33 protein-coding genes are annotated in these 26,456 nt (G+C 64.3%); 13 read left to right on the top strand and 20 right to left on the bottom strand.

Annotated elements, in window-relative coordinates:
• Positions 1-27: 27 nt before the first annotated feature.
• From ruvC to CSC67_RS14395, 5 genes are read right to left on the bottom strand one after another with little or no spacing between them, the layout of a single operon-like run.
• Positions 28-573 carry a crossover junction endodeoxyribonuclease RuvC gene (gene ruvC / locus CSC67_RS14415; protein ID WP_118995143.1) on the bottom strand — a complete coding sequence of 182 codons (546 nt, stop codon included), beginning with the start codon at positions 571-573 and terminating at the stop codon, positions 28-30.
• A complete protein-coding gene (gene purH, locus CSC67_RS14410; protein WP_118995142.1) occupies positions 573-2,168 on the bottom strand; it encodes a bifunctional phosphoribosylaminoimidazolecarboxamide formyltransferase/IMP cyclohydrolase in 1,596 nt (531 codons plus the stop codon). Before purH ends, ruvC begins: the two co-directional genes overlap by 1 nt.
• Before the next feature lie 28 nt (positions 2,169-2,196).
• Positions 2,197-2,436: a helix-turn-helix domain-containing protein gene (locus tag CSC67_RS14405; protein WP_118995141.1), complete on the bottom strand. Its 240-nt coding sequence runs from the start codon at positions 2,434-2,436 to the stop codon at positions 2,197-2,199.
• A gap of 30 nt (positions 2,437-2,466) precedes the next feature.
• Positions 2,467-3,483, bottom strand: coding sequence for a tRNA dihydrouridine synthase DusB (gene dusB / locus CSC67_RS14400; protein ID WP_118995140.1), 1,017 nt, complete (start codon positions 3,481-3,483; stop codon positions 2,467-2,469).
• Between the two features lie 31 nt (positions 3,484-3,514).
• Positions 3,515-4,672 carry an FAD-dependent monooxygenase gene (locus CSC67_RS14395; protein ID WP_118995139.1) on the bottom strand — a complete coding sequence of 386 codons (1,158 nt, stop codon included), beginning with the start codon at positions 4,670-4,672 and terminating at the stop codon, positions 3,515-3,517.
• A gap of 74 nt (positions 4,673-4,746) precedes the next feature.
• Between CSC67_RS14395 and CSC67_RS14390 the strand changes: the two genes are divergently transcribed.
• From CSC67_RS14390 to CSC67_RS14375, 4 genes are all read left to right on the top strand, one after another.
• Entirely contained in the window at positions 4,747-5,214 is a 468-nt protein-coding gene (locus CSC67_RS14390; protein ID WP_118995138.1) for an NINE protein, read from the top strand.
• Between the two features lie 460 nt (positions 5,215-5,674).
• Complete coding sequence (locus CSC67_RS14385) at positions 5,675-6,010, top strand: hypothetical protein (RefSeq protein WP_118995137.1); 336 nt, start codon at positions 5,675-5,677, stop codon at positions 6,008-6,010.
• A gap of 73 nt (positions 6,011-6,083) precedes the next feature.
• Positions 6,084-6,947, top strand: coding sequence for a cytochrome c oxidase assembly protein (locus CSC67_RS14380; protein ID WP_118995136.1), 864 nt, complete (start codon positions 6,084-6,086; stop codon positions 6,945-6,947).
• On the top strand, positions 6,944-8,449 hold the full coding sequence (locus tag CSC67_RS14375; RefSeq protein WP_118995135.1) for a M48 family metalloprotease: 1,506 nt from the start codon (positions 6,944-6,946) through the stop codon (positions 8,447-8,449). The genes CSC67_RS14380 and CSC67_RS14375 overlap by 4 nt, the downstream gene beginning before the upstream one ends.
• Positions 8,450-8,455: 6 nt before the next feature.
• Here the strand turns inward: CSC67_RS14375 and CSC67_RS14370 are convergent, their stop codons facing one another.
• Genes CSC67_RS14370 through CSC67_RS14360 form a run of 3 tightly spaced genes read right to left on the bottom strand, consistent with a single transcriptional unit; the run spans position 8,456 to position 10,728 of the window.
• Positions 8,456-9,547: a YheT family hydrolase gene (locus tag CSC67_RS14370; RefSeq protein WP_118995134.1), complete on the bottom strand. Its 1,092-nt coding sequence runs from the start codon at positions 9,545-9,547 to the stop codon at positions 8,456-8,458.
• 6 nt (positions 9,548-9,553) lie between these two features.
• Entirely contained in the window at positions 9,554-9,748 is a 195-nt protein-coding gene (locus CSC67_RS14365) for a zinc-finger domain-containing protein (protein WP_118995133.1), read from the bottom strand.
• Positions 9,749-9,807: 59 nt separating this feature from the next.
• On the bottom strand, positions 9,808-10,728 hold the full coding sequence (locus CSC67_RS14360; protein WP_118995132.1) for a branched-chain amino acid transaminase: 921 nt from the start codon (positions 10,726-10,728) through the stop codon (positions 9,808-9,810).
• A 302-nt stretch (positions 10,729-11,030) separates the two neighbouring features.
• Between CSC67_RS14360 and CSC67_RS14355 the strand changes: the two genes are divergently transcribed.
• The 3 genes from CSC67_RS14355 (at position 11,031) to CSC67_RS14345 (ending at position 13,597) form a co-directional block, all read left to right on the top strand.
• Complete coding sequence (locus CSC67_RS14355) at positions 11,031-11,768, top strand: AzlC family ABC transporter permease (protein WP_118995131.1); 738 nt, start codon at positions 11,031-11,033, stop codon at positions 11,766-11,768.
• The gene (locus tag CSC67_RS14350) at positions 11,765-12,094 is read left to right on the top strand and encodes an AzlD domain-containing protein (protein WP_118995130.1); all 330 of its coding nucleotides are present in this window, start codon (positions 11,765-11,767) and stop codon (positions 12,092-12,094) included. The genes CSC67_RS14355 and CSC67_RS14350 overlap by 4 nt, the downstream gene beginning before the upstream one ends.
• A gap of 150 nt (positions 12,095-12,244) precedes the next feature.
• Positions 12,245-13,597: a DEAD/DEAH box helicase gene (locus tag CSC67_RS14345; protein ID WP_118995129.1), complete on the top strand. Its 1,353-nt coding sequence runs from the start codon at positions 12,245-12,247 to the stop codon at positions 13,595-13,597.
• Positions 13,598-13,687: 90 nt separating this feature from the next.
• Here CSC67_RS14345 and CSC67_RS14340 read toward each other — a convergent pair whose 3' ends face one another.
• Genes CSC67_RS14340 through CSC67_RS14330 form a run of 3 tightly spaced genes read right to left on the bottom strand, consistent with a single transcriptional unit; the run spans position 13,688 to position 16,088 of the window.
• On the bottom strand, positions 13,688-14,722 hold the full coding sequence (locus tag CSC67_RS14340) for an aromatic ring-hydroxylating oxygenase subunit alpha (RefSeq protein WP_118995128.1): 1,035 nt from the start codon (positions 14,720-14,722) through the stop codon (positions 13,688-13,690).
• A 43-nt stretch (positions 14,723-14,765) separates the two neighbouring features.
• A complete protein-coding gene (locus CSC67_RS14335) occupies positions 14,766-15,749 on the bottom strand; it encodes an ABC transporter substrate-binding protein (protein ID WP_118995127.1) in 984 nt (327 codons plus the stop codon).
• A gap of 39 nt (positions 15,750-15,788) precedes the next feature.
• Positions 15,789-16,088, bottom strand: a complete 300-nt coding sequence (locus CSC67_RS14330) for a recombinase-like helix-turn-helix domain-containing protein (RefSeq protein ID WP_118995126.1) — start codon at positions 16,086-16,088, stop codon at positions 15,789-15,791.
• Between the two features lie 157 nt (positions 16,089-16,245).
• On the opposite strand from CSC67_RS14330, the gene CSC67_RS14325 reads away from it, so the two are divergent.
• On the top strand, positions 16,246-17,010 hold the full coding sequence (locus tag CSC67_RS14325) for a TetR/AcrR family transcriptional regulator (protein ID WP_167752899.1): 765 nt from the start codon (positions 16,246-16,248) through the stop codon (positions 17,008-17,010).
• Here CSC67_RS14325 and CSC67_RS14320 read toward each other — a convergent pair.
• The gene (locus tag CSC67_RS14320; protein ID WP_118995124.1) at positions 16,968-17,354 is read right to left on the bottom strand and encodes a thioredoxin family protein; all 387 of its coding nucleotides are present in this window, start codon (positions 17,352-17,354) and stop codon (positions 16,968-16,970) included. The genes CSC67_RS14325 and CSC67_RS14320 overlap by 43 nt on opposite strands.
• A 63-nt stretch (positions 17,355-17,417) precedes the next feature.
• Here CSC67_RS14320 and CSC67_RS14315 point away from each other — a divergent pair, with 63 nt between their 5' ends.
• From CSC67_RS14315 to CSC67_RS14300, 4 genes are all read left to right on the top strand, one after another.
• Complete coding sequence (locus tag CSC67_RS14315; protein WP_118995123.1) at positions 17,418-18,236, top strand: EI24 domain-containing protein; 819 nt, start codon at positions 17,418-17,420, stop codon at positions 18,234-18,236.
• Entirely contained in the window at positions 18,233-19,042 is an 810-nt protein-coding gene (locus CSC67_RS14310) for a competence/damage-inducible protein A (protein ID WP_118995122.1), read from the top strand. The genes CSC67_RS14315 and CSC67_RS14310 overlap by 4 nt, the downstream gene beginning before the upstream one ends.
• 93 nt (positions 19,043-19,135) lie before the next feature.
• Positions 19,136-19,996, top strand: coding sequence for an IclR family transcriptional regulator (locus tag CSC67_RS14305; RefSeq protein ID WP_167752898.1), 861 nt, complete (start codon positions 19,136-19,138; stop codon positions 19,994-19,996).
• 140 nt (positions 19,997-20,136) lie between these two features.
• Entirely contained in the window at positions 20,137-20,715 is a 579-nt protein-coding gene (locus CSC67_RS14300) for a phasin family protein (RefSeq protein ID WP_118995120.1), read from the top strand.
• A gap of 223 nt (positions 20,716-20,938) precedes the next feature.
• Here CSC67_RS14300 and CSC67_RS14295 read toward each other — a convergent pair whose 3' ends face one another.
• Genes CSC67_RS14295 through CSC67_RS14275 form a run of 5 tightly spaced genes read right to left on the bottom strand, consistent with a single transcriptional unit; the run spans position 20,939 to position 24,799 of the window.
• The gene (locus tag CSC67_RS14295; RefSeq protein ID WP_118995119.1) at positions 20,939-21,997 is read right to left on the bottom strand and encodes a quinone-dependent dihydroorotate dehydrogenase; all 1,059 of its coding nucleotides are present in this window, start codon (positions 21,995-21,997) and stop codon (positions 20,939-20,941) included.
• 4 nt (positions 21,998-22,001) lie between these two features.
• Complete coding sequence (locus tag CSC67_RS14290; protein WP_118995118.1) at positions 22,002-22,721, bottom strand: arginyltransferase; 720 nt, start codon at positions 22,719-22,721, stop codon at positions 22,002-22,004.
• A gap of 31 nt (positions 22,722-22,752) precedes the next feature.
• Complete coding sequence (aat, locus tag CSC67_RS14285) at positions 22,753-23,505, bottom strand: leucyl/phenylalanyl-tRNA--protein transferase (RefSeq protein WP_118995117.1); 753 nt, start codon at positions 23,503-23,505, stop codon at positions 22,753-22,755.
• Between the two features lie 23 nt (positions 23,506-23,528).
• Positions 23,529-24,116, bottom strand: a complete 588-nt coding sequence (locus tag CSC67_RS14280) for an NUDIX hydrolase (RefSeq protein ID WP_118995116.1) — start codon at positions 24,114-24,116, stop codon at positions 23,529-23,531.
• Between the two features lie 59 nt (positions 24,117-24,175).
• On the bottom strand, positions 24,176-24,799 hold the full coding sequence (locus CSC67_RS14275; protein ID WP_118995115.1) for a DUF2946 family protein: 624 nt from the start codon (positions 24,797-24,799) through the stop codon (positions 24,176-24,178).
• A gap of 159 nt (positions 24,800-24,958) precedes the next feature.
• Between CSC67_RS14275 and CSC67_RS21380 the strand changes: the two genes are divergently transcribed.
• Complete coding sequence (locus tag CSC67_RS21380; RefSeq protein WP_167752897.1) at positions 24,959-25,102, top strand: hypothetical protein; 144 nt, start codon at positions 24,959-24,961, stop codon at positions 25,100-25,102.
• Positions 25,103-25,185: 83 nt separating this feature from the next.
• On the opposite strand, the gene CSC67_RS14270 is transcribed toward CSC67_RS21380, so the two are convergent.
• The 3 genes from CSC67_RS14270 to CSC67_RS14260 all read right to left on the bottom strand — a co-directional run bounded on the left by CSC67_RS14270 (position 25,186) and on the right by CSC67_RS14260 (position 26,343).
• Entirely contained in the window at positions 25,186-25,401 is a 216-nt protein-coding gene (locus CSC67_RS14270; RefSeq protein ID WP_118995114.1) for a hypothetical protein, read from the bottom strand.
• Positions 25,402-25,540: 139 nt separating this feature from the next.
• Positions 25,541-26,161 carry a PRC-barrel domain-containing protein gene (locus CSC67_RS14265; RefSeq protein WP_118995113.1) on the bottom strand — a complete coding sequence of 207 codons (621 nt, stop codon included), beginning with the start codon at positions 26,159-26,161 and terminating at the stop codon, positions 25,541-25,543.
• Positions 26,158-26,343 (bottom strand): hypothetical protein, encoded by a 186-nt coding sequence (locus tag CSC67_RS14260; protein WP_118995112.1) that lies wholly within the window; start codon positions 26,341-26,343, stop codon positions 26,158-26,160. The genes CSC67_RS14265 and CSC67_RS14260 overlap by 4 nt, the downstream gene beginning before the upstream one ends.
• Between the last annotated feature and the right edge of the window lie 113 nt (positions 26,344-26,456).

Here is a 26,456-nt window from a genome sequence, read left to right as displayed (position 1 = left end):
GGCCGGGTCTGCCGGCCGGGTGGGAAATCAGCCGGTGAGGCGGCCGGCGCGCAGCCTGAGCCCGCGCCTGGCGGGCAGGCCCGCGGTCTGCGCCAGCCGGTCGGCCAGAGGGCCGATGTGGGCATGGCAGATGGCGCAGGCCAGCGCGTCGGCCGAGTCGGCCGCGGGCAAGCCGTTCAGCTGCAGCAGGTGCTGCACCATGGCCTGCACCTGTTCTTTGGCCGCGTGTCCGTTGCCGACCACCGACTTCTTGATCTGCAGCGCGGTGTATTCATGCACCAGCAGCCCGTGGTCGGCCAGCGCGCACAGGGCCGCGCCGCGGGCCTGGCCCAGCAGCAGCGTCGAAGTGGGGTTGGTGTTGACGAACACTTTCTCCAGCGCCGAGACGGTGGGGGAAGTGTCGCGCACGATCTCGCGGATATTGTCCAGTATGACTTTCAGGCGCTGGGCCAGCGGTTCGTCCTTGGGCACGACGATGGTGCCGCTGGCGACGTACCGCAAGTGTGATCCGTGAACATCGATCACGCCAAAGCCCGTGCGCCGCAGCCCGGGATCGATGCCCAGGATGCGCATCAGTGGCGGAAGTGCCGAACGTCCGTCAGCACCATGGCTATGCCGCGCTCGTCGGCGGCGGCGATGACCTCGTCGTCGCGCACGCTGCCTCCGGGCTGGATGACGCAGGTGGCGCCGGCTTCGGCCACCACGTCCAGGCCGTCGCGGAAGGGGAAGAAGGCGTCCGACGCCACGGCGGATCCGGCCAGGCTGAGGCCGGCGTTGGAGGCCTTGATGGAGGCGATGCGGGCGGAGTCGATGCGGCTCATCTGGCCCGCGCCCACTCCCACCGTCATGCCTTGCGCGGTAAAGACGATGGCATTGGACTTGACGTACTTGGCCACATGCCAGGCGAACATCAGGTCCTGCATCTGCTGCTCGGTGGGCGCCTTGGCGGTGACGACCTTCAGGCCGGCCGGCGTGAGCTGGTGGTCGTCGGGCGTCTGCACCAGCCAGCCTCCGCCCACGCGCTTGACGTCGAAGGCGTTGGCGCCCTGGCCGGCCGGAATCTGCAGCACGCGCACGTTCTTCTTGGCGGCAAAGACTTCGAGCGCCTCGGCGTCGTAGGCCGGCGCCAGCAATACTTCGACGAATTGCTGCGAAGTGATGGCCTGGGCCGTGGCCACGTCCACCGGACGGTTGAAGGCGATGATGCCCCCGAATGCCGAAGTGGGATCGGTCTTATAGGCTTTTTGATAGGCCTGCTCGGGCGTGTCCGCGACCGCCACGCCGCAGGGATTGGCATGCTTGACGATGACGCAGGCGCATTCCTGCAGGGTACGCACGCATTCCCATGCGGCGTCGGCGTCGGCGATGTTGTTGTACGAGAGTTCTTTGCCCTGCAGCTGGCGCAGGCTGCCCAGCAGCCCGGCCTGCAGGGGCTGGTCGACGTAGAAGGCGGCGGACTGGTGCGGGTTCTCTCCGTAGCGCAGCGCTTGCTCCTGCTTGATCTGCAGGGTCAGCGTGCGCGGCCATTCGTTGCGGGCGGGGCTGGCCTGCTGCGCGGGCTCGGCCTCGGCCAGGCTGCTCAGGTAGGCGGCGATGGCGCCGTCGTAGGCCGCGGTGTGGGCGTAGACCTTGGCGGCCAGCTCCAGGCGCAGGCCATACGAGGGAGCGCCGGCGGGGCCGTCGATGTCGGCCAGCACGCGCGGGTAGTCGAGCGGATCGATCACGACCGCGACGCCGCCCTCGGCCGTGCCGTGGTTCTTGGCGGCGGCCCGCAGCATGGCGGGCCCGCCGATATCGATGTTCTCGACCGCGTCGGCGAAGCTGCAATCCGGCTTGGCGATGGTTTCGCGGAAGGGATACAGGTTGACCACCAGCAGGTCGATGCGGTCGATGCCGTGCTCTTCGATGGTTTTCAGATGTTCGGCGCTGTCGCGGCGGGCCAGCAGGCCGCCGTGGATCTTGGGGTGCAGCGTTTTTACACGCCCGTCGAGGATCTCGGGCGAGCCGGTGTGTTCGGCGACCTCGGTGACTTCCAGGCCCGACTGCAGCAGCAGCTTGGCCGTGCCTCCGGTGGAAAGCAGGCGCACGCCGCGTTGGGCGAGGGCCTGGGCGAATTCGACAATACCGGTTTTATCTGAAACCGAAAGCAGGGCGGTCTGGATGTTCATGCAGAAAGTTGAGGGAAAGAAGAGGGATTCAGGGTTGGATATCGTGGGCCTGGAGCTTCTTGCGCAGCGTGCTGCGCGTGATGCCCAGCATTTCGGCCGCGCGCGACTGGTTGCCGTGGGCTTTTTCAAGGGCGACCTGAAGCACCGGGCGTTCGACGCAGCGCATGACCATGGCCAGCATGTCGTGAGGTTCGGAGTCGCCCAGGTCGGAGAAATAGCGCTCGAGGCTGTCGCGCACGCATTGCTCTATGGGATTGATGATGCTCATAGTGGATAGTGATTGGTTCTTGTGCCGTGCTCAGGCCGCCAAGGCCGCCGGCGCGGTGCAAATCGGCTCGTTGGGTGGATGCTGGTCAAACCATTGTTCGAGCGCGCGGACCTGGTCGGTGGTCCGTTCTGCTTGGTTGATGCAGGTTATCAGAGTTTGCGCCCCCGGCATATCGGCGAGGTACCAGCCGATATGCTTGCGGGCCGAGCGTACGCCGGTGAATTCGCCGTAAAACCGGTAGTGGTCTTCGAGATGCTCGAGCAGGCATGCGCGCAGCTCGCCGAAGACAGGCGGGGGAAGGTGGGTTCCCGTCGCCAGAAAATGCGCGATTTCGCGGAAAATCCAGGGGCGGCCCTGTGCGGCCCGGCCGATCATTACGGCATCGGCGCCCGTATACTGTAATACGTATTGCGCCTTTTCGGGAGTATCGATGTCGCCGTTTGCCACGACGGGTATCTCGACCTCTTGCTTGACCCGCCTGATGGTGTCGTATTCGGCCCGGCCCTGATACATGTCGGCGCGCGTGCGTCCGTGCAATGTCAGGGCGGCGATGCCCAGGTCCTGGGCCAGCCGGGCGATGCGCACGGCATTGCGCGAGGCGCAGTCCCAGCCTGTGCGGGTCTTGAGGGTGACCGGCACGCCATGGGGCCGGCAGGCCCGCACCACGCTGTCGAGTATGCGCGCCACCAAGGCCTCATCGCGCAGCAGCGCCGAGCCCGAGGCCACGTTGCATACCTTCTTTACCGGGCAGCCCATGTTGATGTCTATGATGCGCGCGCCCTTGCCGATGTTGAATACGGCCGCCTCGGCCATCATGTCCGGGTCGGAGCCGGCGATCTGCACGGCGACAGGCTCGGTTTCGCCCTGGTGATCCAGGCGCCTGGACGACTTGACGCTGTTCCAGAGGCGCGGATTGCTGGCGGCCATCTCGGACACGGCATATCCCGCCCCCAGGCGCTTGCATAGCTGGCGATAGGGGCGATCGGTCACCCCCGCCATGGGGGCGACGAACACGGGATTGGGAAGTTGCCATGGGCCGATGCGCATGGGGCGATTTTACCCTACCGGCCTTTCGGCCCTAGGTGCGCAGCCCTTCGAGCAGATGCCGGGCCAATGGAGTGCGCAGCGCTCGGCTGGCGTCCATGGCCAGAAGGCTCAGGCCGCAGGCGTGTTCGACCAGGGGCATGCGGGTGGCGAAGACGCGCGGCAAAAAGTCGGTGACGGCCGAGGTGATCCAGCGGTCGGGACGGCGCTGCCTGGCGAAGGCGCGCAGCAGGGGAGACGGGTCGTCCGTGGGGCGGTGCAGCCAGCCGCGCAGGCTTTGCGCCAGTTGGGCCGCGTCGCGCAGGCCCAGGTTCAGGCCCTGGCCCGCCACCGGATGCAGGGTCTGGGCGGCATTGCCTATCGCCAGGGTGCGGGGGCCGAGCAGCAGGGGGCCGGCATTCAGCGCCAGCGGAAAGACATGGCGCGGACCGGCCAGGCCGAGGTTGCCGAGCCGTCCCCCGAATGTCTGTTGCAGCGCCTGCCCGAAGCCGGCTTCGTCCAGTTGCTCCAGCTGCCGCGCACGGTCGGGCGCACAGCACCAGACCAGCGAGTACAGCCCTTTGTCTTTGGGATGGGGCAGAATGGCCAGCGGCCCCTGATCGGTGAATCGTTCGTAGGCCCAGCCCGGTTGCGGGCGGTCCGCGCGGAGGGTAGCCAGCACCGCGTGCTGGTCGTAGCTGCGCCGCAGGCCGGTGGGAGGCGAGCCGTCCGAGCGCACGCGCAGGCGGCCGTCCACGGCCCCGCCGTCGGCCGACCGCCACTGGGCCGGCTTGTCGTCTTGCGGCGCGGCTTCCAGCATGGATACGCCGCTGCGGGAAAGCGCCTGAAGCAGCGACTGCTGCAGGTCGGGATAGGCGACGACGCTGCCAAGCCTGGGTACGCCCAGTTCGTCGTGGGTGATCAGCGTGCGGCCCAGGCGGCCGCGCTGCGATACATGGACGGTGGTGATGCTGGCCGACCGAGCCGGCCAGGCGCCCAAAGGCTCGAGCAGGGCCCGGCTGCCGTGGTTCATGGCCAGCATGCGCGGGTCGCGGGCGGCATCGTCCGCGCCGGCGGCGTCCTCAGGCAACTGGCCGCGCCCCAGCAGAGCGATGCGCTGCGGCGCGGGAGCGACCCGCGCCAGCAACAGCGCCAGGGCGGACCCCACTGGGCCCGCGCCGGAGATGACGATATCGAATTGGGGCGTTTGCATGATGGCTGGCCTGGGTTTACTACAATGCAGGCCATTGTACGTTTTCGGGCCGATGGCCTTTGACGGGATAGAGTATGAGCATGGAGCAGAATCGCTCTGCCGCGGACGGTGGAATCGGACCGGTCCGGCGGCACCGGAGCAAAGTCATTGTAGCGCTGCTGGCGGCGGTCCTGGGGGTATTCGGCGCCCACTGGTGGTACTTGGGGCGCCGGCCGGCCTGGATGGTGACGCTGGCGTCCTGCGTCCTGATCGTGCTGGCCCAGTTCCACCCCGTGTGGTGGGACAGTCCGCCTTTCCTGCTGCTGATCGTTCCGGTTACGGCGGGCTTCATCGAGGCGCTGATCTTCTCGCTCAAGACGGACGCCTGGTTCGACGCCCGCTACAACGCCGGGTCGGGCCGGACCACCCGGACGGGCTGGGGACCGGTGCTGATCGCCATCTTCACCACCTTGCTGGGCAGCTCGGTGATGCTGTTCGGCATCGCCCTGATCGTCATGCACGTCTACCGTGCCCTGGGCTGGCTGGACGGATATGTCCTATAGGGCGCGTTCCCGCGAGGCAGTCCCGCGCACTGTTGCGGCAGGCACACGCGGGCTCGCTCGCCGGGCGCGCGCAGCCTCTTGGGCTTGTTATATAGGGGTGGAAAAAGCTAGAATATGAGTCTGTTGCATTTTATGGAGCTAGAAGCGGTGAATTCCGATTCAGGCGATGGCAATTGTCGATCTTGCATCGAACAAGCCACTGACTGAAACCAGGCGCAGGCCTAGGCGGCCGGACCAAGGCGACCCTTAGCGGGTTGGCCGAACTCCCGTTTCAGCCCATGTCCACGCCCTGGTGTTCAGTTCGACGATACCAATGGGCGTGGGCGGCATGATCATGACAGAGTCCTTCTGTCATACGAGTCTCCCACATGTTTTTGAATGACAGGCTGGCCAAGCGGCGCGGCCTGTTCGCGCGGCTGTGCGTCTTGTGCGGCGGCCGCCTGTTTACGGGAGGTCTCTTATGCGGCTCTTCAACCTCTTCCTGCGTCGTGCCGGGGTGCGTCAGGCGCCCGCGCCGGTGCGCAAATCGCTTTCGCGCCTTACCATCATGTGCCCCCGGTCCGACCTGGCCCAGTTGCGCAAGCAGATCTATACCGATTTTGGCGCCGCCGGGCTCAAGGTGGCGGGCATGCAGGTCGACCACGGCAGCCATTCGGACATCGCCACGGCCTGTGTCACCGTCAACTGCCCGCCCGAACTGCGCACCGTGCTGATGGACCGCGCCCGGCAGCTGCGCTCCAATCCCTCGGTGCGCGGCCTGCAATGGGGTGACCACCGGCATATTGCTTTAAACTAGGGCCTGTTGACCCTAAAGGGGCGGGCGTGCCCAAGCGTGCACGCCCGCCCACTGGTTTGAATCTGGATCGTCCATGGATCTCGGCTGGCTCATACCCTGGGAGTTCTCCCCAGCCCTCGTCATTGCGTTCATTGCGTCAGGCGTGCTGTTCGTGCGCGGCACCCGGGTCCATCGGGTAGGCGCCGCGCGCCAGATTCTCTTCTGGTGCGGCTTCGTCCTGCTGTACCTGTCGCTGCACACCCGCATCGACTACTACGCCGAGCGCCTGTTCTTCGCCCACCGCCTGCAGCATCTGGTCCTGCATCATCTGGGCCCGCTGCTCATCATGGGCGCTTATGCCGGCCAGGTCATGCGGGCGGGGCTTCCCATGCGGGCCCGCATCTGGCTGCGCGATTTCCGCGGCACGCCGGGCGGCCGCGCCGTCAAGGCGGTGCTCACCAACAAGTATTGGGTGCCTTTCCTCTTCGTGTTCCTGGTGGTGGTGTGGCTGATACCCACTGTCCAGTTCTATTCCATGCTCGACTGGCGCCTGTACCGGCTCATGAACTGGTCGGTGGTGATCAGCGGCTTCATGTACTGGAACCTCATCCTCGATCGCAGGCCCAGTCCTCCAGCCGTCATGTCGCCCGGCGCGCGCATTCTGTCGCCGGTCATCACCATGGTGCCCCAGATGGTCGTCGGCGCGGTCATCACCTTCACCGAATACGACCTATACCCTGTATTCGACCTCTGCGGGCGCGCCATTCCGGGCATGTCGGCGGTGACGGACCAGGCCATCGGCGGACTGACGATGTGGGTGCTGGCCGGCTTCATCGAGGTGTTCGGCCTGTTGTTCGCCCTGGCGACGCTGATGCGGCTGTCGGGCAAGCATCGCCTTCCGGACAAGCGCAATCGCGGCGGGGCCGGGCGGCAGCGGCCGGCCGCGCTCGGGGCATGATGATTCCGGGGCGCCTGAGCGCCCGTTTCCGGCCCCGCGCCGCCTTGCGCCTGGGGGCTCTGCTGGCCGCCGCCGCCATCGGCACAGGGGTACAGGCCCAGCCGACCGGCCTGCCCAGCATGGGTTCGGCCTCATCGGCCGAGCTGTCGCCCATGCTCGAGCAGACCCTGGGCGACGCCATCATGGAGCAGGGGCGCCGCGATCCCACCTACATCGACGATCCGGACGTCAGCCAGTATCTTTCGGGCCTGGGCAGGCAGTTGGTGGCGGGGTCGTCGAATCCGTCCCAGTCCATTCACGTGTTCGCGATCCGCGACCCGCAGATCAACGCCTTTGCCCTGCCGGGCGGCTACGTGGGCATACATAGCGGTTTGGTGGTGTCGTCCGACAACGAGTCCCAGCTTGCCTCGGTGGTGGCCCACGAGATCGGCCACGTGCTGCAGCGGCACGTGGCGCGCGGCATGACCCAGCAGGCCCAGTCCAGCCATCTGATGATGGCTTCGGTGGCGGCGGCGCTGTTGGCCGCGCTGGCCGGCAGCGGCGACCTGGCCATGGGCGTGGCTGCGTTCGGCCAGGCCGCGGCCGTCGACCGGCAACTGGGCTTTTCGCGCCAGGCCGAACAAGAGGCCGATCGCATCGGCCTCGATATGTTGCGCAAGGGCGGCTACGATCCCAACGGCATGGCGCAGATGTTCGGCCAGCTCATGAACGCCTCGCGCCTCAACGAAGGCACCGGGGGCGGTTCTTATACCAGCACCCACCCCTTGTCCATCCAGCGCATGTCCGACATCCAGAATCGCATCCGCGAAGCGCCGAGCGCCCGGCATCGCGACAGCGACACTTACTGGTATGTGCGCGCCAAGCTCAGAATCCTGCAAGAGCGCAACACCGGCCAGCGCGGCGCCGAGAACGCCCTGCGGCGCGAAACCGAGGCCTTCCAGGGCGTACGGCGTTCGGCCGCCTGGTATGGCCTGGCCTATTCCGCCTGGCGCCAGGGCAACCTCGAAGCAACCTCCCAGGCGCTGGACCAGGCGCGCGAAGGCGGCATGAACTCCCCGGAAATAGCCGGCCTGTCCGTGGCCCTGGCCATCAAGCAAAAGCAGCACGACCAGGCCTTGGCCCAGGCCGAAGCGGCCTGGGCCCGCTGGCCCCAGAGCCTGGGCGTGGCGCTGGCCCTGGTCGACGCCTTGCAGAAGTCCGGCCAGGACCAGCGGGCGGCCGAATTTCTCGGCCAGCGCATCCGCCAGTGGCCTGACGAGGCCAGGCTGTATCAATTGCGCGCTCAAAGCTACGAGCGCCTGGGCCAGGCCGTGGAGGCCAGGCGCGCCATGGCGGTCTACTACGAAAAAGTCGGCGCCTTGCCCACCGCGGTGGAGCAACTGCAGCAGGCCCGGTCCCTGTCCGGCGATTTCTACGTGCAGTCACAGCTCGACGTCGAAATACGCCGGCTGCGGGAAAAAGTGCGCTCCGACCGCGCGCTGCTCGAGCGCTTCAAGCAGTAATTAGATTCAGAGCCGGGTTTCGAAATACCTGGCGATGCGCTGGGGCAGCCAGTTGAGGTGTCCCGGAAAGGCCCCCGTGACAAAACCCATATGCCCGCCTTCGGCGGGCTGGTGCAGCAGCACCGTATCCGAACATTCGTGCGAATCGGGCAGCGAAGGCGCCGGCACGAAGGGGTCGTTGCGCGCGTTCAGCACCAGGGTGGGCAGGGTGAGCCGGTTCAGCCACGGCTTGCTCGACGCGCGAGTCCAGTAGTCGAGGGCATTCTTGAAACCATGCATGGGCGCGGTGTACATGTCGTCGAACTCGCGCAGCGTGCGCGACTGCGTGAAGCGAAGCACGTCGATGTTGCCCGGAAACCTTTTGGCCTTGTCCAGCACCTTGCGCTTCATGGTGCGCAAAAAGTAGGGGCCGTACAGGCGCCGCCCGGCAAAGGTGTCGGACAATGCCGCGCCGCAGGCGACCAGGTCCAGGGGCACCGAAACGGCCGCCGCCGCCTCCAGGCGCTGGGCGACTTCGGGTCGCTCGCCCAGGCACTTGAGCATGGCGTTGCCGCCCAGCGAGACGCCCACGGCGTGCCAGCTGGCATGAGGCAGCCGGGCATGGACGGTGTCGAACATGAAATGCACATCGTCCGAATCGCCCGAGTAATAAGCGCGCGCCATCCGGTTGGCGAAGCCGGAGCAGCCGCGCAGATGGGCGATGACCACGACCCAGCCCCGGGCGCGGAAGTGCTGCGAGATTGCCTGGGCGTAATGGCTGGTGCTGCTGCCTTCCAGGCCGTGAAACAGCACCAGCGCCGGCGTGCCCGGCGTAGAGGGCAGGGAGGCCCAGTCGTGTTCCTGCATCCAGCGGCGCGCCGCGGTGGCGCCCAGCCGAGGGTCCGCCTTGACCCGTCGGTTGTCGGCCGTTTTATTGGGAAACAGGCCCGGGCCGACCCAGTCGAAGTCGATGAAGTCCCCGTCCGGGGTGTCGACGCGGTCGCGTACGAAGGCGATGCGATGGTAGCGCGCCGCCAAGGCGCCGTATAGGGTCTGGACGTGGCCGCTGGGCAGCCAGAAGGGTTGCGGGCAGGGAGAGGAGTCGATCCGCGCGGTCACAGAGCGTCAGTGTTCTTCTTGAAGCTGATAGGTGGCGCCGCAATAGGGGCAGGCGGCCGTGCCCGACTTGGCCAGCTCGATGTACACCCGCGGGTGCATGGACCAAAGCGGGGCCTTGGGGCCGGGGCAATAGACCGGCAGGTCGTCTTCCTTGACGAGTATGGGTTGCGTGCTGGGGGCGGTCGTCGGTTCTGCGCTCATGGCGTTTCCTGGAGGGTTGCAAAGGCGATGGGTGGGGCAGGCGTGATGTGCGGCGGCCCTCAGACCTTGGTCAGCCAATGCAGATACTTGGGGTTGCGGCCGTTGACGACGTCGAAGAAGGCCTTCTGCAGCTTCTCGGTGACGGGGCCCCGGCTGCCCTGGCCGATGCGGCGGTTGTCGATCTCGCGTATGGGCGTGACTTCGGCGGCGGTACCCGTAAAGAAGGCTTCGTCGGCAATATAGAGATCGTCGCGGGTCAGGCGGCGGGTGTGCACCTGCAGGCCCAGGTCGGCGGCGATGGCGTGCACCGAGTCGCGCGTGATGCCGGTCAGGGCCGAAGCGATCTCGGGCTCGTAGAGCACGCCGTTCTTGACGATGAAGATGTTCTCGCCCGAGCCTTCGGCCACGAAGCCGTCGGTGTCGAGCAAAATGGCTTCGTCGTAGCCGTGTTCGATGGCTTCGGTGTTGGCCAGGATGGAGTTGGCATAGGTGCTGGCCACCTTGGCGCGCGGCATGGTCACATTGACGTGCTGGCGCGCATACGAGGAAATCTTGACGCGGATGCCCTGGGCCAGCGCCTCTTCGCCCAGGTAGGCGCCCCACGGCCAGGCGGCGATGGCGACATGGACCGTCGCGCCCTTGGGCGACACGCCCATTTTTTCGGAGCCGTAGAAGAGCAGCGGCCGGATGTAGCACGATTCGAGCTGGTTCCGGCGCACGACTTCCAGCGTGGCCTGCATGATGGTTTCGCGATCGTAGGGCACCTGCATCTGATAGATGTGCGCCGAATTGAACAGCCGGTCAGTGTGCTCGCGCAGACGGAAGACCGCGGTGCCGATGTCGGTGTTGTAGGCGCGTTCGCCTTCGAATACAGCCAGACCGTAATGCAGCGAATGGGTCAGGACGTGGGTGGTGGCGTCGCGCCAGGGCACCATTTTTCCGTCATACCAGATAAGGCCGTCGCGATCGGACATCGACATAATGCTCTCCATGAAAAGAGGCGTCATTGTACCAAGCGGCAGGCCTGTTTTCGTATATCATCCCCGATTGGCCCGCGCATCGTCGGCGGGCCGGGACGGTTTTTAAATAAAGGTTTAGGGCCTGTTGACACTAAAAGGGCAGTCGCATGAGCACGCAAATAGCTGACCATCAAGGCGCGAAGCGCAGTCGGGGTGGTTCCCCGGCGAGCATTCGCAACGCAGAGGGGCGGCTATTTGCGTGCTCACCCTTCGGGCTGGCCGGCCAGTGCGGCTGCCCTTTTAGTGTCAACAGGCCTTAGTCGGTGGCGCATTCCAGAAGCAGCATATCGTGGCCCGACGCACGGGCGCGCCGCAGCTTTGCGGTCGGCTTCGGAGAGGCCGCCTCGGCCCTGGCGGCGCTGTGCATCTGGGCCTTCGTGACGGGCTTTGCCATGGTCAGCTACGGCCTGTCAGAGGGCATGGCCGTGCTGATGTCCGTGCTCGTCTATGCGGGTTCGGCCCAGCTCACCGCCTTGCCCCTCATGATGGCCGGCGCGCCCCTGTGGCTGATCTTCGCCGCCGGCTTCGTGGTGAACATCCGCTTCATCATCTTCGGCGCCGCCCTGCAGCCTTATTTCCGCAAGTACTCGTGGCCCAAAAGGCTGGCCCTGGGGTACTGGTGCAGCGACCTGGTCTTCGTCTTCTTCATGACCCGCTACGGCGATGCGCGGCGCAAGGGCACGCGCGGCCAGCTGTGGTACTACCTGGGCATCATCGTGCCGGGCTGGTTCCTGTGGCAATTCTTTTCGTTGCTGGGCATCTACATGGGGGCTTTCGTGCCGCCGGAATGGTCGCTCGAGTTCGCGGCCACCCTGGCGCTCATGGGCGTGGCCATCCCGCTCGTCAAGGCCATGCCCATGGCGGTGTCGGTGCTGGTGACCGGAGCGGTCGCGTGGCTGGGCCAGCCCCTGCCGCTGCGCCTGGGCCTGGCAGTGGCCATCGTGGCGGGCGTGGCCGCGGGCGTGCTGGCCGAGCGGCACAAAGCCAGGAGGGCGCCATGAACGGCGTGACGAACAACTATGTGCTGGCGGCGATCGCCCTGCTGACGCTATGCTGCGTGCTGACCCGGGCGGGCTATTTTCTGTTCGGCGACCATTTGCCGCTGACCGACCCGGTGCGGCGCGCCCTGCGCTATGCCCCGGTCGCGGCCCTGACGGCCATCATCGTGCCGGATCTGCTGCCCTGGGAAGCCGGCGCCGCGGCCGTTTTCGACGTGAAAATGCTGGCGGCCGTGGCGGCCACGCTGATCTACTGGCGCACGCGCAGCACCATCGGCCTGATGGTGGGCGGAATGTGCGCCTATTGGCTCATAGATTGGCTGCTCTGACGGCCGCGCCGCAGCGCAAACCGTTGAAATTTCACGACACTTGTGGCGGCGAAACACGGCTTTGAACGCGGCCGGCCGGCCGCTGCGCTAAAATAGATCAGTTACCAAAGCCGGTCTGGGCATTCGCCCGGGCCGGCATTTACCATTTCAATGACAGACACCATCACCACTGACACACCCACGTTCTCGGACTTTGGTCTGCATCCCAGCATATTGCAGGCGATTGCCGCGACCGGATACACCACGCCAACCCCCATCCAGAGCCAAGCGATACCCGTCGTCATACAGGGACGCGACGTCATGGGCGCAGCCCAGACAGGCACGGGCAAGACGGCGGCTTTCACGCTGCCGATATTGCATCGCCTGATGGCGCTTGCCAATACCAGTGCGTCGCCGGCGCGCCACCCCGTGCGGGCCCTCATCCTTACCCCTACGCGCGAGTTGGCCGATCAGGTGGCCGACAGCGTTGCCAAGTACCGTCAAGGCACTCCCCTGCGCTCTGCTGTGGTCTTCGGCGGCGTCGACATCGGGCCGCAGCGCGATGCCCTGCGGCGAGGCTGCGAAGTGCTCATCGCCACGCCGGGCCGGCTGCTCGACCACGTCGAGCAGCGCAACGTCAACCTGAGCCAGGTGGGCATCCTGGTGCTGGACGAGGCCGACCGCATGCTGGACATGGGCTTTCTGCCCGATCTGGAGCGCATTGTGCGCCTGCTGCCGGTCAAGCGGCAGACGCTGCTGTTCTCGGCCACCTTCAGCAGCGAGATCCGCAAGCTGGCGCGCGCCAGCCTGAACACGCCGGTCGAGATCGAAGTGGCGGCGCGCAATGCCACGGCCGACACCGTCAGCCAGATCGCCTATCCGCTGTCGGGCGACGACAAGCGCGCGGCGGTGGTGCATCTGGTCAAGTCGCGCGGCCTGAATCAGGTCATCGTGTTCTCGAACACCAAGATCGGCACCAGCCGGCTGGCGCGCCAGCTCGAGCGCGACGGTGTCAAGGCGGAATCCATCCACGGCGATAAAAGCCAGCTCGACCGCATGAAGGCGCTCGAGGCCTTCAAGGCCGGCGAGCTCGAGGTGCTGGTGGCCACCGACGTGGCGGCGCGCGGCCTGGACGTGGCCGGCGTGCCTTGCGTCATCAACTACGATCTTCCGTACAACGCCGAGGACTACGTGCATCGCATCGGGCGCACGGGCCGCGCCGGCGCCAAGGGCGAGGCCATTGCCCTGTTTGCGCCGGACGAAGAACGCTTCCTGCTCGACATCGAAAAGCTCATCAAGGCCAAGATTCCTCGCGGCCGCCTGAGCCTTCCGCCGCGTTCGCGTTTCAGCGACCGTCCGCGCAGCCCCGGGTCCAGCCCGCGCAAGCCGGTCGACGATTTCTTCTATCGTCCCTACGTGCCCGCGCCCAGCGCCGGCAAGGCGGCCTCCGAGTCTCCCAACAAGCCTTCTTCCTCGGGCTCGAGCAAGAAATCGGTAGGCGTGCTGCTGGGAGGTGGCCGCTGACCGCTCCCGGCGGGAGCTCAAGCCATTAGCGTCGACGCGCCCGAGGGCCTGTTGACACTGAAAGGGCAGCCCTTTCAGTGTCAACAGACTCTAGTGCAGGCTCGCCGCGGCCGCGGCCGCCGATCCGCCGGCCTGTTCGAACGCGATTTTCTCCATGATGCGCCTGACGCGGACGAGGCCGACATCGTGCTGATACAGGTTCTCTTTGGAACGGGCGTCCGCCGTCATGGTTTCCAGGACCAGGCGGTCCTGCTCCAGGACGTCCCAGTGCAAGCCTTCGAGGCGGTTGCGATATAGGAATCTCCACATGTCGCGCTCGAGTCCCGAGGCCTTCTTGATGCGCCAGAAGTAGACTTGGCAGTGCTGCTCGTCCACGGGCGTCACGAAGCCGACGATAATGAACTCGCCCCCGCCGTACTTCTTCTGGTATGGCACGGCAAGGCGCAGCCATATGGCCGAGGTCATGCCGAATTCCACCCAGTCGAAATTGACGCCGCGCTGGTTCTTCTTTTCGAAGATCAGGCCGGTTTCGGTATGCCTGATCTCCATTTCCGCGCGCTTGTCGCCCTCGGCCATCGAATGCGACGAGGCATGCAGATAGCGGCCGTGCATCAGGTCCATGACATTGTCGATGGCGTAGCGGTGATTGCACTTCCAGTTCTGCATGCATAGAAAGCCGGAATACTCGTCGCTGCTCATTTCTTCGGGAAGCTGGAACGGGGCGGGGGGTGTGTCGGCCTGATCGCCGAACCACAGGAAGATGGCGCCGTTCGATTCCACCGCCGGGAAACACTTGAGGCAGGTCTTTCCTTTCAGGGAGCAGGACGCTACCGCGGGAACGTCGGCGACGGCGCCGCTGCCGTCGACTTCCACTCCGTGGTACCAGCAGGCGATGCGGTCGCCCAGATTCCAGCCCAGCGAAAGCCGGGCGCCGCGATGCGGACATCGGTCTTCAACGGCATGCACCCGGCCGTCCTGGTCCCGCCATAATACGATTTCCTCTGAAAGGCGGGTAATGCCGATGGGCGTGGGCCCCAGCATGTAGCTGGGCACTACGGGATACCAGAAGTTTCTCAGTCCTGTTTCGACCCGTTCGGCCGATCGGTGGGCGATGTCGTGGTTCATGGTTTTCTACCTTGTCGTGTCGGTTCGGGAGAAGCGCGGCGGTTCAGCGTCCCGGGATGAATGTGTTGGTATACAGCTCGTCCAGGGGAACGGCCTTGTTGACGATTCCTTCCTTGACGTAGAAGTCCTGCAGGGCGCCCAAGCGCTCCGGATCGATCTCGCCGGGGTGTTTCTGGCCGGCGTACACCAGTTCGTTGTAAAGCTTGAAGACGCGTTCGACGTAGTCCTCCTTGCCTTGATATGTGGGAACGGCCTCGATGTACGCTTTGGCGGCCGACGCGGGGTCATCGATGATGTCTTCGAGCCCCTTCAGGGTCGCGCGCACAAAGCCGCGAACCAGCTCGGGATCTTTCTCGATGGTCTCGTCCGAGGCGAGAATCGCCTGGGCCATGCTCTTGAAATACTTGTCGGCGGGAATGATTTCCACGTTCACGCCGGCAAGTTCGGCATTGACGCTCCATTCGGGGATGGAGGCGAGGGCGGGGATCTTCCTGTCGGCAAACAGCTTCCACACGGCCGGCCCCGACGCCTGTATGTCCACGTCGCTCTTGTCCAGGCCGTTCGCCTTGAGCATGCCCAGCAGGGCAAAATAGGTCGTGTCCGAATAGGACATCGCACCCGCTGTCTTGCCTTTCAATTGCGCGACCGACTGTATGCCCGAATCTTTGTCGAGGGCCAGATGCATGAACGATGCGCCGCCCAGCACCGCCACGGCCTTGATCGGGATTCCATTGGCCCGCACGATGATGGGCGTGTCGCCCACTCCGCCGCCCAGGGGAGCGTTGCCGGCGCCCACCTGCTTGGCGACGTCGGCCCCGCCTTTTGCCGTGACGAACGTCACGTTCAGACCCTCTTTCGCGTAGTAGCCGCGCTGCTGCGCCACCATCCACGGCGCGAAGGCCGGCAAAGCGGGCGGAGCAGGCAGAAGGTAGGTGACGCTGCGCAGGTCCTGCGCATGGGATGCGGCAGCCCCCAGGGTCAATGCCATGCCTGCGATGGCCAGCGCCATGCGTTGGGTTGTACTCATGATGTGTCTCCTTGGGATTTTATGAAATGAAAGAAGGATTCATTGGCCCAGCACCGACATTTCCGATGTCAGGCCCGCCACCGTCCAGCGGTCTCCGGATGCGTTCCTGAAGGCCCGCCGGTTCAGGCTTTCGACGATTTCCTCGGCCGTGACGGCTCCCGATGTGTAAGCCTGTTCCAGGGCGTCGGCCAGCGCGTTCTCGTATTCGGTGGGCGCGGCCTTGCGAGTTTGCCAGCGCAGGTTTTCAGCTTTGCCGGGCAGCTCGATGTAGCCCTTGCCGCCGACATGGACGGACGGAGGCGAAGAGGGCTGTAGATAGGGGTTGAAGGCGGGTTCCATGCAAAGCTCCATGATGTGTGGAAGGGTGGGGGCGACCGCGGGCGACGGGGCGGAAACGTCCGACTTGCCTAATTCCCATATGTGGGAATTAGGCAAGTATAATGAGGGTGATTTTTTGCTGTCAACAAAATTTGATTTTTTCGGTGCCTCGATACTCATGACTCGTTCACGCGCACAAAAGGCCGGCAGACCGCGGCAGGCGGGCCGTCCGTCCGAAAGGGATTCAGTGGGTCGGGAAGCGATCCTGCAATCGGCGGTTCTGCTGCTGCGGCACAAGTCGGCCCAGCAATTGACATTGAGCGACGTGGCGGCCGACGCCAAGGTGGACCGCGCTCTGGTGCGGTACTACTTCCGCGACAAGACCGGCGTGCTGAAGGCGGTGGCCGCCCGGGTATTGAGCGAGCTGCAGGGCAGAAGCCAGGCCATGTTTTCCGAACGGGGCAGCCTGGAAGAAAAAATCCGCATGCGTCTAGAGCTGCTCATAGACGTGATGCACGAGATGCCCCAGTTCGCGGACTTGGTGTTCAAGGAGATATACCTTGCCGAAGGCCGCGAAACAGATGGCACCGACCATGACGAAGGCATCGCCCAGGGCGTGGTGGACCGCGGCCTGGCGCTGACGCGCGTATTGATCGATTCGGCCGAGGTCGATGCGGCCGGCCGGGAGAGCGACCCCAGGTTCCTGCATCTCATGATGCTGGGAGCCTGCGTGTTCTATGCGAATTCAGGGCCGCTGCTGCAGCGGATGTTCGGCGACAGGGCGCATGAGCGCAGCCTTACCGACGACTACATTGCATTCGTGACACGGATCCTGATGCGGGGGTTGGGCGCCCCTTTGCCCGGGACGGACCCGGCAAAGCCCTCGGGCGGCGCAGCGGGTCATGGCGAGCCGAGCAGGGGACGCAGAAGCGGAGGGCAGTGACCGGGTCCCAGCGGCCGCAGCTCGTCCGCCCGTTCCAGCAGGCGCTCGAGATGGCTGACGTAAGGCAGCTGGGTGCCGAAGAACAGCGTGTTTTCCGGCGTCTGGAGCAGGACGGTCGGAAAATTTTCGACGTCCTCGTCGCCCAGCAGCTCGGGCTGCTCTTCGATGTCCACCCAGACGAACACATGCCCCGGATGCCGCTCGGCAAGCGCGGTGAAGTCGCGGCGATACTGCGTGCAGGTATCGCACCATGCGGCGCAATAACAGACGACGAGCAGATCGTCGTTCCCGTCCAGGCGGGCCTTCAGGGATGCAAGGTCGTGTTGCGTATCGTAAATTGGCATAAAGACAAAGCGAATGGTGTTTGATTATGATAGCCGGGTGTTCATTTCAAAGCGTCGCCCATAATGGATTATGACATTGCGGTCCGGTCTTCCTCGTCCACGGGGCTTGCGGCGGTAGGGGTGGCGTTCAAGCGGGCTCTCGTCACGCAATGCCATCCCAAGATGCTGTTGACGCTGCTGCTGCCCTTCTTTATTGCCCTGGTGGGCGCCGTGGTGCTCATCTGGGCCTTCTGGACACCCCTCACCAACTGGCTGGACGTCCACGCGCTCAATTGGTCCTACCTGAACGAGTTCGACCAGTGGCTGCTGGCCATCGGCCTGTTCTCCATCAAGCTGTATCTGGTGCCCTTGCTGGCCGTGGCCATCCTGCTGCCCTTGTCGGGCATATTGGGTCTGGTCATCGCCGCCGTCTTCGTCATGCCCATCGTTCTGCGCCACCTCGAAAGGCGCGAGTACGTCGGCGTGGTGCGCCACGGGCAGTTCTCCACTTCCTACGGCATATGGAATGCAATATGGGTCGGCGTATTGTTTTCGCTGGGCTGGCTGCTGACCATGCCGCTGTGGCTGATTCCGCCGCTGCCGGTCGTGCTGCCCATCGTGTGGTGGGCCTTTGCTTTCACGCGCATGCTGCGGGTGGACGCCGTCATCGAACATGCCAATGCGCACGAACGCAAGCTGATCTGGCGCCGGCATAATCGGCAGTATTGGCTGATGGGCTTCGTGCTGGCGCTCATCAACCTGTTTCCGCCCGCGTGGCTGGTGCTGCCGGTATTCTCGTCCCTGGTGTTTGCCCACTTCAGCCTCGAAGCCCTGCGCCAGCTGCGCCAGCAGGCCGCGCTGCAGGCGGCCGCCACCCATGATCGACAGGTGCAATCGCCATGACTCCTCCCGCCTCTGAATCCACAAGGCGCATACGCCTCATCATCATCGGCGACGAAATCCTCTCGGGACGCCGCCAGGACAAGCACATGCCCAAGCTGATCGAGCTCTTGTCCCAGCGCGGCATGCAATTGGCGGGGGCGGAATTCATTTCCGACGATCGCGACGGCATCGCCGCCACGCTCGAGCGCAGCTTTGCCGGCGGGGACGTCGTGTTCTGTTGCGGCGGCATCGGCGCCACGCCCGACGATCAGACCCGCCAGGCCGCGGCCCAGGCGCTGGGCGTGCCTCTGCGTCTCCATCCCGAGGCCGAGAGCCTGATCGCCGAGCGCTGCGCCGAGATGGCGCGGCGGGGCAGCGGCAGCGCCGACATGTCCACGCCCGAGAACCAGCAGCGGCTGCAGATGGGCGTGTTTCCGGAAGGGGCCGAAATCGTGCCCAATCCGTACAACAAGATTCCGGGCTTTTTCATCCGCGACCATACCTTCATGCCGGGATTTCCCGTCATTGCCTGGCCCATGATGGAATGGATGCTCGATACCCGCTACAAGCACCTGCATCATCGGACGACCCGCGTCGAGCACTCCTTTCTGGCCTTCAACCTGCCCGAGTCGCGCATTACGCCCGCGCTCGAGCATCTGGAACGGCAATGGCCCGGCGTCAAAGCGTTCAGCCTGCCCAGCATGGGCACCGGCCATCCCCACATCGATCTGGGCGTCAAGGGCGAGCCCGAAGCGGCGGCGCAGGCCCTGGCCTATCTTCGGGCCGAAGTCGAGCGGGTAGGGGGCAGCCTGACGCCGCCGGAATGAGCTTACTGATATTTGGTTAAGAAAAAACGCTTGCCAAGCGCGGCGGTTTTTTCATAATATGGGATTGTTGCGTTGCGTCATATCCCTTAGCTCATGCCCCAGTCCTCTCTTGCTTCCAAGATATCTTTGCCGGATGCCCCTGCGCCGGGCCACCCCGCGGCGGGCGCTTTGGGGACGGGCAACGGGGGCTCTCAGATCGCCATCCAGGTGCTGGAACGAGCCATGCTGCTGCTCGACGTACTGGCGCGGCAGTCCGAACCCGTGGCCCTCAAGAACCTTGCCGCCGCGACCGGCCTGCACGCCTCCACCGCCCACCGCATCTTGAACGACCTGGTCGTGGGGCGCTATGTCGAGCGCGTGGACAGCGGCCTGTACCAGCTCGGCATGCGCCTGCTGGAACTCGGTTCGCTGGTCAAGGGCCGCCTCAATGTGCGCGAGGTCGCCATCGAGTACATGCGCGAACTGCACACCATCACGGGCCAGACCATCAATCTCTCGGTGCAGCAGGGCGATGAAATCGTCTATATCGAGCGGGCCTGGAGCGAACGCTCGGGCATGCAGGTGGTGCGCGCCATAGGCGGCCGGGCGCCCCTGCACCTGACCTCCACCGGCAAGCTGTTCCTGTCTGTCAGCGAGCCCAGGCAGGTCAAGGCCTACATCATGCGCACCGGACTGGCCGGCACGACGCGCAACAGCCTCACCAAGGCGGATCAGCTCGAGCGCGATCTGGCGCTGGTGCGCCGCCACGGCTATTCGCGAGACAACGAAGAGCTCGAGCTGGGCGTGCGATGCATCGCCGCCGGCGTGTATGACGATACCGGCAAGCTGCAGGCGGGGCTGTCCATCTCGGCGCCGGCCGACCGCATGCGCGACGAATGGATAGGGCTGCTGCAGGACACCGCGGCGCGGATTTCCGAAGCCATGGGCTACGAACGCAAGTCTATGGGCGCCTGAGGGCGGGTGTACGCGCTTTTTTTCCTACAATTTGTTGCGACGCAACAAAAGTGCTTGACGGGCATGGGATTTCCCGTAAAATATCGTTTGTGCAGTGCAGCAAAATGCCCAACCGTCTTAGCCTATTACGAGGAACAGTCATGAGCGCTATCCCCCAACAAGTTTTTGCCACGCAGAAAGCCTCACTGGACAATCTGCTGGCTGTCCAAGGCGCATTTTTCGATGGATTCGAAAAACTCGTCGATCTCAATCTGAAAGTCATGAAGGCCACCCTGGACGAAGCCGCGCAAAAGTCCCAGGAAGCCATCGAAGTCAAGGATGCCCAGGAAGCCGTCGCATTCACGAGCTCGCTGGTGCAACCCAGCGCCGAGAAGACGCTGGCCTATGGCAAGCATGTGTACGACATCGTATCGACCGTGCAGGGCAACCTCAGCCGCCTGACCGAAGAGCAAGTCGCCCAGGCGCAGCAGCAAATCGCCGATGCCGTCGAGCAGTTCTCCAAAACCGCTCCCACCGGCTCCGAAAGCGCCGTCGCCCTGCTGAAGTCCTCGCTGGCTTCGGTCAACAATGCCTACGAGTCGGTCAGCAAGGCCGCCAAGCAGGCTACGCAAACGGCCGAGTCCAACCTGAACGCCGCCGCCAACGCCACGCTGCAAGCCGCCACTTCGGCTGCCGAAGCCGCCAAGCCCGCCACCCGCGCGCGCCGCGCCACGGCCTGATTCGTCTCCTTGTGCCGGCCGGCTTCACAAGAGCCGGCCCGGCGTCAAGCGGCGGCCGCGGTCGCAGATCCCGTCAAAGTCCAAGGGCTTTGACGGGATTTTTTGTTTCTGGCATCAAGCCGAGCGGCATGCCGGCCGCAAGCCGGACAACGGCGGGGCCCCGGCCTGCGGAACACGGGGCTTTCTTTGCCGCGGTCAAGCGGCGAAAACGCTTTCCTTGGGCCTATCGGGCGTTCGCCGCGGCGCCGGCCAATGCCTGGACGCAGTCCTTGATGAGGGCGGGGCCGCGATAGATCAGGCCGGTGTACAGCTGGACCGCGTCGGCGCCCGCCGCCATTTTTTCCCGGGCGTGCCGCCCCTCGTGGATGCCGCCCACGCCGATGATGGCGATGTCGGAACCGAGGCGCTGGCGCAGCCTTTGTATGACGGCCAGCGACAGCGCATGTACGGGCGGACCCGACAGGCCGCCGGCCTGGCCCGCATGCGGATGGCCCTCGACGGCGTTGCGGGTAATGGTGGTATTGGTGGCGATGACGCCGTCCACGCCGTACTGCGGCAGGATGTCGGCCAGGGCGTCTATCTGTTCCGCCGTCAGGTCGGGGGCGATCTTCACCACCAGCGGCACCCGGCGTTGATGCCTGTCGGCCAGTTCCTTGCGTTTTTCCTGCAAGGGCCGCAACAGCTCGGACAGCTCGCTGCCGCCTTGCAGGCTGCGCAGGTTCTGCGTGTTGGGCGACGAAATATTGACGGTGACGTAGTCGGCATGAGGGTATACGCCTTCGAGGCCGGCCAGGTAGTCGTCCACCGCGCGTTCCATGGGCGTGTCGGCGTTCTTGCCGATGTTCAGGCCCAGGATGCCGCCTTCGCTGCGCCAGGCGCTGCTGCGCACGTTGTCGATGAACTTCTTCAGGCCGTCGTTGTTGAAGCCCATGCGATTGATCAGCGAATGCGCCTCGGGAAGCCGGTACATGCGCGGCTTGGGGTTGCCCGCCTGGGCGCGCGGGGTGACCGTGCCGACTTCGATGAAGCCGAAGCCCAGCTGTCCCAGCGCGTCGATGTGGGCGCCGTTCTTGTCCAGGCCGGCGGCCAGGCCGACGGGATTGCGCAGGGACAGGCCCATCAGCTGTGTGGGCAGTTGCGGCCGGCTGGAGAGCAGATGCCTCGTCAAGCGGCAGTCGTAGGCCTTTTGCAAAGAGGAGAGCGTGAGCTCGTGGGCGGTTTCGGCGTCCAGGGAGAAAAGCGCGGGACGCGCCAGCGGATAGGAACTGAATAGCAGGGACATCGATTTACAGGGGAGACCAGTGATTGCCGCGCAGGATTTCGCAGGGCCGATATTGTGTTTTGTACGCCATTTTACGGCTTTCACCGATCCAGTACCCGAGATACAGCCAGGGCAGGCCCATGGCGCGACATCGATCGATCTGCCAGAGCACGCCGTAGGTGCCCAGGCTGCCCGGCGCCTGCGGATCGAAAAAGGTATAGACGGCCGACAGGCCCGTGTCCAGGATGTCGATGATGGACACCATCTGCAGCACGCCGCTTTCATCGCGAAATTCGATCAGCGTGGTGTCGACCCGGCTGGTCAATAAAAACTGGGTGTACTGCGATTGGTCGTCGTCGTCCATGCCGGCGCCGGCGTGGCGGGTGGAGACATAGCGCCGGTAGAGCTCGAAGTGTTCGAGTTCGAATTCCAGCGGCGCGTTGCCGGCCCGCAGATGCTGGTGCCGGCGCCATATCTTTTTTTGCGTGCGGCTGGGCTGGAAGCGTTCGACGTCGACACGGATGGGCAGGCATGCCCGGCAGGCGTCGCAGTGGGGGCGGTAGGTAAAAAGGCCGCTGCGCCGAAAGCCTTTTTCGACCAGGCGGGAATAGGTGGCCGCATCGATGAGGTGGGTGGGCGCCGCCACCTGCGAGCGTGCCTCGCGCCCTTCGATATAGCTGCACGGGTACGATGCCGTCGAATAAAACTGCAGGGTCTTGAAGGTCAGCTCGGTGGGATGGCTCATGGCGGCGCTTCGCGGGGCGGGGCAGATTTCATTATGGCGTCAATGCAGGCAGCGGGGCAAGTTGTCCATCGGCAAGCAAGCGGCCTTTCGGCCAGCGCGGGGAAGGATGCTGCAGAGCATCGCCCAGCAGGGCGAGAAAGTCTTCGCGGTCCATGGGCCGGGCGCCCAGACTGGCCAGATGCGACGTCTGCTGCTGGCAATCGATGTGCCGGATGCCTTCCCGCTGAAGAAAGAGCACCAGGTAGGCCAGTGCCAGCTTGGACGCATCGCTGACGCGCGCGAACATGGATTCGCCGAAGAAGAAACGCCCGAGGCTCACACCATACAGGCCGCCCGCAAGCTCTCCGTCCATCCAGGTTTCGATGCTGTGCACATGGCCGGCCTTGTGCCAGGCATGATAGGCGGCCTGGATTTGGGGCGATATCCAGGTGCCCGCGACGTTGCCGCGCGGTTCGGCGCATGCCTGGATGACGCGCACGAAAGCCGTGTTGATCCGGATTTGAACGGGCGCCCGCGCATCGTGGTCGCCGCGGGCGATCTGGCGCAATTTCTTGTCCAGCGACCGCGCGACGCGGAAGTCGGCGCATGCAAGCACCATGCGCGGGTCGGGGCTCCACCAGAGTATGGGATCGCCCTCGTTGAACCACGGAAAAATGCCCTGCGAATAGGCTTCGGTCAGGCGCTCGATGGAGAGGTCGCCCCCCACGGCCAGCAGACCCTCCGGCAAGGCCTTGCTGGGATGCGGAAAAGGGGTGTGATCGTCGATCCAGGCCAGGGGGTTCATATCCGCTTCAGTGTCGACACGCCCTAATCGGGTACCGGCAGGGGAATATCGTAGTGGTGCATCGGAAACACGCCGCGCTCGGTGTCGGCGACGTAGTGTTCCAGCGTCGTGATGACAGTACGGAAAGCCAGTTCGGGCCACGGGATTTCATCCAGCGCGAAGAAGCGCGCCTCGAGGCTTTCCGGGCCGGGAAAGAGGTCTTCAGACAAGGCCCGGGCCAGATAGAAGAAATGCACCTGTTCGGCATGAGGCACGTCGATGATGGTATAGAGCGAGCCCAGCTCGATCTGGGCGCCGGCTTCTTCCTGGGTTTCGCGCATGGCGCCCTGTGCCGTGGTTTCGCCCAGTTCCATGAAGCCGGCCGGCAAAGTCCATTTGTCGTAACGAGGTTCGATGGCGCGCCGGCACAGCAGCACTTTGTCTTGCCAGACGGCCAGCACGCCCACGACATTGCGAGGATTCTGATAATGGATAGCCCCGCAGTTTTCGCATACGGCGCGCATGCGATTGTCGTCGGGCGGCACGCGCAGCGTTATGGCGGCGCTGCATAGGCTGCAGAACTTCTGTGTGCGGGGCGCGGGAAAATAGAACGCGGGGGCGGGGGTCGTCATGGCCTTATTCTATATTCATTTGGAGGCGCTGCGTGCCGAAGCCCCATGCCGCGCGGCGGCTAGGGGCAGGGCACGAAACCGAGCCGCCGGGCGATTTCAGAAGCGGGACAGAACCCCAGCGGGGCGCCTGCATCCGGACCATGCATGAGGGAGATGTCTTTGATCTCGTCGAGCGATTCAAGCGTGTCGAGCGATTCGAGGAAAGACAGAAGCGGGCGGCCGTCGGACGTGCGCAGCGACTCGGATAGGGAAGGGGCATCCCGGCCCGAGATCAAGCCTGGACCGTGATCGGTCCGGGCATAAAGACGGCCCTGCTCATCGAGCCACCAGCCCTCGATACGCTCTATCGAAAGGCCGTTGTGCGTATGGAGCGCCGACGGCTTGCTGCCGGTGCGCAAGATGTAGGGAGCGGCGTCCAGGCGCACATAGACCCGTTGCGGGCCGTTCTGGAAATACCAGCGCCCTTTGTTGTCGCACGCATAATTGCGATCGATGAAGTTGCGGAGCTGTGTGTTTTCAATGGGCTCGCCCGAAGGCAGCGGCGGCTTGCACGGCTGGCCCGCTTGCCAGGCATCGCCCGCGGGGTGCAGGCGCCATTGGCCTTGCTCGGAAAGCGACATCCAGCCTCGGACGGCCGGCAGATCGGGCCACCGGGCCATTGAAGCAAGGACGCGGTCATCCATGTTTTCTCGTCAATGTTTATGCAAATATTACTGCATGATAGCGTAAAAAGAGAGCGCGATGCACGCAAATACTGGAAATACTTGACATAATATGATATACTGCCAAGTGTTGCCGAACGCATGGGCGTTCGGCCGGTGCAAGCAAGGAGAGTTCTACATATGTCGAAAAAGCCGACACAGAAAAAACCCCCTTTTGTGATCGAGCCCCTTAACTGGGTAGCTCCCGATGCCAAGCGCGCCCAAAACGAAAGCAGCCGCGACGACGACCGGCAATCCACTGCCGAGCGCAACGATAAAGACTAAGCGTTCGCATCCCGGCGCCTGATATCGGGCGAAGCGAACAAACCCCTCGAATTGCCCTGTAAGGCGATTCGAGGGGTTTTTCTTTAGCTGGACTTTTTCTTGGGTTTTTCCGTGCCGATCGATACGGGATCGCTGGCGGGAAAGGTCTCGTCCAGACCCTCGTCGAGCAGCTCTTCCTCCGTCTTTTTCTTCTTGTCCTTGTCCTGTGGAGGCGAAGTGGTGCTGGGCGAGTCAGGATGGTCGTCCTTGGTCGGGAAAGGCGTTTGTTCTTCGTCCGGCCTGGTGTCCGAATCATTCATGATTAGGCTCCTGTCAACAATGTAATAAGCGCCGCCCGCCATCACGCCTTCTGAAAAGTGCGGAAGAAGCCGGATGCGTGGTACAGGCAGGGCGGCCCGTAAGGGCCGGCCCTGGCCTAGTTTAGCGTCCGGGGCCTTGTCAGCGCGTGGCGCCCATGGGCGCCGAGGGCGAAGTGGGCGACGAGGCGGGTGCCGGCGCCGGCTCTTCCTTCGGATACTCGTAAGCCGGCATTTCCTTCAACTGATCCTTGGTATAGCCCTGAAGGGTCAGTTTATCGCCGCTTTCCTTGATTTCTTCGTAAGGGATGGCCACGGGATGTTCACCCACGCCGACAAAGCCGCCTACGCCCAAAATCACGTGGGTGACCTTGCCGTCCGAGGACATCACGAGATCTTTGATGTCGCCTACTTTCTCGTCGTTCTCGTTATAGACCGATTTCCCTTTCAGCTTGGCTTGGAAGCTTTCGCCGGAGGACGCGTCAGGCGTCGGTTTCGCGGCGGCGTCGTCCGTAGCGCTGGTGCTCGCACCGCTGCTGGTGGAAGGCGTGGTGGTGGGGCTGGAACTGCTGCCTGTGTCTGAAGAACCACTGCCGCTCGTGCCGCCGGTATTCGGGGCGCCGTCCGTGCCCATGTCGGTTTGGTTGCCCGACTGAGGCGAGGTTGTCCCTTCGGTGGCGCCGCCTGTTTGCGCATAGGCAATGGGCGCCACGGCAAAAGGCATACTGCAAAGGACGATCGCCAGCTTTTTCTTCATAGTCATAGCATTCTCCTGTTTGACAGACCGAAGAAGGTCGGTGAAGCTACAGCAAATAGCATGCCGTCGGAGTCATGGCCGGCAAAGGTGCACAGGGCGATGCGCAGGCACGGCACTTGCGCAAATACCAGCGATTTTTCGGGCAACAGGGAGGAAAGCAACAACTGAGTCCACGACGCTGTTTCCATGATTCCTTTAGCTTTTAAAGGCTCTGGAGACAGTGCTTGAAAATCGGGTAGGGCGGACCCCGGGCGCGAATTCAGTATTTAGCCAGGTAAAAATTACCGATCGCGGGACCGCA

It is taken from the genome of Pusillimonas caeni, from assembly GCF_003545815.1.
In the GTDB taxonomy this organism is placed as follows: Bacteria; Pseudomonadota; Gammaproteobacteria; order Burkholderiales; family Burkholderiaceae_B; genus Pusillimonas; species Pusillimonas caeni.
Note: the sequence above shows the minus strand (reverse complement) of the source record. Positions and strands in the feature narration are given on the sequence as shown.